Below are 3,903 nucleotides of genomic sequence, written 5' to 3'. Positions count from 1 at the left end.
CGACATCGAGCACGCGTGCCCCCGGCGCGACATGCGCGGCGATCACGGCGAGGTCGGGGCGCAGGGTCACGGTGTCGCCCGCAGCCGCGCCGCCGCGTCCGGATCGAGCCGCTCCATCCAGCGCTCCGGGCGCAGCGGCGGGTGAAAGTCGAGCGCGGCATAGACGCCGTGCGCGTCGCCGGTAACCAGCGCGAAGCGACGCACGCCCGCATAGCCGGGATGATCGAGGAACCAGCGCACCATCGCGCGGCCGATCCCCTCGCCCCGGCGCGCCTCGTCCACCCAGACGTCCGCCAACCACGCGAAGGTCGCGTGATCGGTGATCATCCGCGCGAAGGCGATCTGCTCGCCCTGCGCATAGGCGCCGAGCGGATGCGACCCGGCGAGCGCGCGCGTCACCGTCGCGCGCGCGATGCCCGGCGACCAATAGCTCGACGCCAGCCAGCCGTGGATTCGGTCCAGGTCCAGCCGCGTCCGGTCATCGTCCAGCTCGATCATCCGCCCGCCTCCAGGAACCCGCGCACCACCCGGTCGAGTTCGGGCGAGTCGAGCAGGAAGGCGTCGTGGCCGTAGGGGCTCGACAGCTCGACGAAGCTAGCCGGCGCGCCCGCCGCGTGGAGCGCGTGGACGACATGACGGGACTCGGGCGTGGGATAGAGCCAGTCGGTGTCGAACGAGACGAGGCAGAAGCGCGTGGCGGGGCTGAACGCATCCGCCAACCGGCCGCCATGTTCCTCGGCCAGGTCCCAATAATCCATCGCCCGCGTGATATAGAGATAGGCGTTGGCGTCGAACCGGTCGACGAAGGACAGGCCCTGGTGGCGCAGATAGCTTTCGACCTGGAAGTCGGCGTCGAAACCGAATGTCTTGGCCCCATCCGGACTATTCGGCCGCGCCTGCAGCCGCCGCCCGAACTTGCTCGTCAGCCCGGCCTCGGACAGATAGGTGATGTGCGCCGCCATGCGCGCGACCGCCAGCCCGGCGGCGGGCGGATCGGCGGGGTCGTAGTCGCCGCCGCGCCAGCGCGGGTCGGCCATCACCGCCTGTCGCCCGACCTCGTGGAACGCGATGTTCTGCGCCGAATGCCGCGCGGTCGACGCGATCACCAGCGCGGCGCGGACGCGAGCGGGGAAGGTCGCCGCCCAGGACAGCGCCTGCATCCCCCCCATCGAGCCGCCGACTACCGCCGCCAGCGCTTTGATGCCGAGATGATCGAGCAGCAGGGCCTGCGCGCGCACCATGTCGCGGACCGTGATGACGGGGAAAGCCATTCCCCAGGGCCGCCCGGTCGCGGGGTTGGTCGAGGCCGGGCCGGACGAGCCCATGCAGCTGCCCAGCACGTTGGCGCACACCACGCACCAGCGATCGGTATCGATCGGCTTGCCGGGCCCGACCATGCGATCCCACCAGCCCGGCTTGCCGGTGCGCGGATGCGCGCTCGCCAGGTGCTGGTCGCCGGTCAGGGCGTGACAGACCAGGATCGCGTTGTCGCCGTCGAACGCGCCATAGGTCGCATAGGCGATCTCGACTGGTGCGAGCACGCCGCCGCCATCGAGCGCGAGCGGGCCGGGCAGGACGACCCGGCGATCGGGGCCGAACCGGGCGTCGATCATGCCGTGACCGGTCGGAAGTTGCCAAAGGTGCCGCAAGCGGCGCTCATCCGCGCCGCCCCGGCCCCCCGCGCGGGCATCATCGGGAAGGGCGGATGCGGCATCATGTGCCGGCCCGTAACGGCAAGCGGGATGGTAGGACAGCCCGAGGCATGAGGCGCCGCTGCCGGCCTGTGTCAGGCGGCGCGCCTCACTGGTAATAGAGGAAGTTGCACGGCACCGCCGCATAGGCGCCGGCGCCCATGATGCTGACGAGCTGGCTGATCGGGCGCCACTGCGCCGAGCCGCGCCTGGGTGGGTCGGGATCGTAGAGGAAGACCTCATAGCCATCGCTGCTCGGCACGCTGCGCAGCCCGGCGAGCACCGTCATGTGGCCCGATGGCAGCGTGCGGCCCTGCGGGTCGACGAACACGCCATCGGTCCACATCGGCCCCTGCCGCAACCAGGAAGCCAGCATCTCTGGCGTGGGCGAGATCAGCGGCCGCGCCACCATGCCGACCGAATCGGCGAAGGCGGGGATCTCGTCCCAGGGCAGGATACAGTCGCTGAGCCGCCGGGACTTGTTCTTCGGCTCGTCGTCGGGATGCGGCACCTTGCCGCCCCGTGCGACCTTCCAATTGTACATCATCAGCGCCGCTGCCCACCAACAGATGTTGCCCGTCGCCTGCGGCACCAGCTTGAGGCCGGGCACGAACACGTTGATGTTGCCGGTGGGTGTCTCGTCGGCCATGTCGTCCTCCTCCGCGCACCTTGAGGGAAACGTCGCGGTCGGCGCGATCCGGTCAGGGCGCGGCTTTGCGCGACCGCCCGCGCCCGCTACAGCCCGCCCATGACCGTTCCCCAGCCGAAACCCTGGATCATGGGCATCGCGCCCTATATCCCCGGCCGCTCGACCACCGATGACGGACGCCACGTCGCCAAGCTGTCGTCCAACGAGAACCCGCTCGGCACCTCGCCCGCCGCGCGGGCGGCGTTCGCGGCGGCGGCGACCACGCTGGAGCGCTATCCCGACGCGAGCGGGACGGCATTGCGGGAAGCGCTGGCGGCGAAGCACGGGCTCGATCCCGCGCGGATCATCTACGGCAACGGCTCGGACGAGGTGCTGCATCTCGCCGCCGGCGCGTTCGCGGGCGAGGGCGACGAGGTGATCCACGTCCGTTTCGGCTTTTCCGTCTACGAGATCGCGACCCGGCGCGTCGGCGCGGTGCCGGTGGTGGCGCCCGACCGCGACCATGCGACGGACGTCGACGCGATCCTGGCCTGCGTCACGCAGCGGACGCGCATCGTGTATCTCGCCAATCCCAACAATCCGACCGGCACCTATTCGAGCGCCGCCGAGATCGCGCGGCTGCACGCGGGGCTGCGGCCCGACATCCTGCTGGTGCTCGACCATGCCTATGCCGAGTATATCGAGGGCGACGCCGACGATGGCGGCATGGCGCTGGCCGCCGCCGCGTCCAACGTGATGGTCACGCGCACCTTCTCGAAGATGTACGGGCTGGCGGCCGAGCGGGTCGGCTGGGGCTATGCGTCACCCGCGATCATCGACGCGCTGCACCGCATCCGCCTGCCCTTCTCCGTCACCGCCGCCGGCACCGCGGCCGCGCTGGGCGCGCTGGGCGACGACGGCTTCGTCGCGCACACCCGCGCGCACAATGCGCGGTGGCGCCGCTGGTTCTCGGACGAGATCGCCCAGCTAGGCAATGCCGGGCTGCGCGCGATCCCGAGCCAGGCGAACTTCGTGCTGGTCGTGTTCGAGGGCCCGCTCACCGCCGAGGCGGCGTATCAGGGGCTGATGGACGCGGGCTTCCTCGTCCGCTGGCTGCCGGGCCAGCAGCTCCCGCACGGGCTGCGCATCACGATCGGGACGCAGGACGAGTGCGAGGGCGTGATCGCGGCGTTGCGGGCGATGACGCGGTGATCACCCTCACCCTTCCGCCGGCTGCGCCGGCTCCCTCCCTCTCCCACCGGGAGAGGGAGACAGGCGCGGAACGCGCCAGAGGGTGAGGGTGACGTAAGGTGCTCCCCTTCGCCCGCGTCGCGATCCTCGGGCTCGGCCTGATCGGCTCCTCGCTCGCCCGCGCGGTCCGCGCGACGATGCCGACCGTGCGCCTCACCGGCCATGACGCCGATCCCGCCGTCCGTGCCGCCGCCGACCGGCTCGGCCTGTGCGACGACCTCGCCGACAATGCCGGCGCGGCGGTGATCGACGCGGACCTCGTCATCCTGTGCGTGCCGGTCGGCGCAATGGGGCCGCTCGCCGCCGCCATCGCGCCTGACCTGCCCGCCGACG

At 71.4% G+C, this 3,903-nt stretch carries 5 protein-coding genes; 2 read left to right on the top strand and 3 right to left on the bottom strand.

Annotated elements, in window-relative coordinates:
* Nucleotides 1-66: 66 nt before the first annotated feature.
* The 3 genes from HUU95_RS10350 to HUU95_RS10340 form a co-directional block, all read right to left on the bottom strand.
* Complete coding sequence (locus tag HUU95_RS10350; protein WP_174280040.1) at nt 67-498, bottom strand: GNAT family N-acetyltransferase; 432 nt, start codon at nt 496-498, stop codon at nt 67-69.
* A complete protein-coding gene (metX, locus tag HUU95_RS10345; protein ID WP_174280039.1) occupies nt 495-1,613 on the bottom strand; it encodes a homoserine O-acetyltransferase MetX in 1,119 nt (372 codons plus the stop codon). The genes HUU95_RS10350 and metX overlap by 4 nt, the downstream gene beginning before the upstream one ends.
* Before the next feature lie 187 nt (nt 1,614-1,800).
* Entirely contained in the window at nt 1,801-2,340 is a 540-nt protein-coding gene (locus tag HUU95_RS10340) for a papain-like cysteine protease family protein (RefSeq protein WP_174280038.1), read from the bottom strand.
* A gap of 99 nt (nt 2,341-2,439) precedes the next feature.
* On the opposite strand from HUU95_RS10340, the gene hisC reads away from it, so the two are divergent.
* Together hisC and HUU95_RS10330 are read left to right on the top strand one after the other, a co-directional pair.
* The gene (hisC, locus tag HUU95_RS10335) at nt 2,440-3,531 is read left to right on the top strand and encodes a histidinol-phosphate transaminase (protein WP_174280037.1); all 1,092 of its coding nucleotides are present in this window, start codon (nt 2,440-2,442) and stop codon (nt 3,529-3,531) included.
* A 98-nt stretch (nt 3,532-3,629) separates the two neighbouring features.
* Nucleotides 3,630-3,903, top strand: a 274-nt coding sequence (locus HUU95_RS10330) for a prephenate dehydrogenase/arogenate dehydrogenase family protein (RefSeq protein ID WP_174280036.1), incomplete at its 3' end; no start/stop codon positions are given.

The sequence above is a fragment of the Sphingomonas bacterium genome (assembly GCF_903643065.1).
In the GTDB taxonomy this organism is placed as follows: Bacteria; Pseudomonadota; Alphaproteobacteria; order Sphingomonadales; family Sphingomonadaceae; genus Sphingomonas.
This window is presented reverse-complemented; position numbering and strand designations above follow the sequence as displayed.

Coding starts and splice junctions, on each gene's coding strand:
- HUU95_RS10350 (WP_174280040.1), bottom strand. CDS start 498: ATGATCGAGCTGGACGATGACCGGACGCGGCTGGACCTGGACCGAATC.
- metX (WP_174280039.1), bottom strand. CDS start 1,613: ATGATCGACGCCCGGTTCGGCCCCGATCGCCGGGTCGTCCTGCCCGGC.
- HUU95_RS10340 (WP_174280038.1), bottom strand. CDS start 2,340: ATGGCCGACGAGACACCCACCGGCAACATCAACGTGTTCGTGCCCGGC.
- hisC (WP_174280037.1), top strand. CDS start 2,440: ATGACCGTTCCCCAGCCGAAACCCTGGATCATGGGCATCGCGCCCTAT.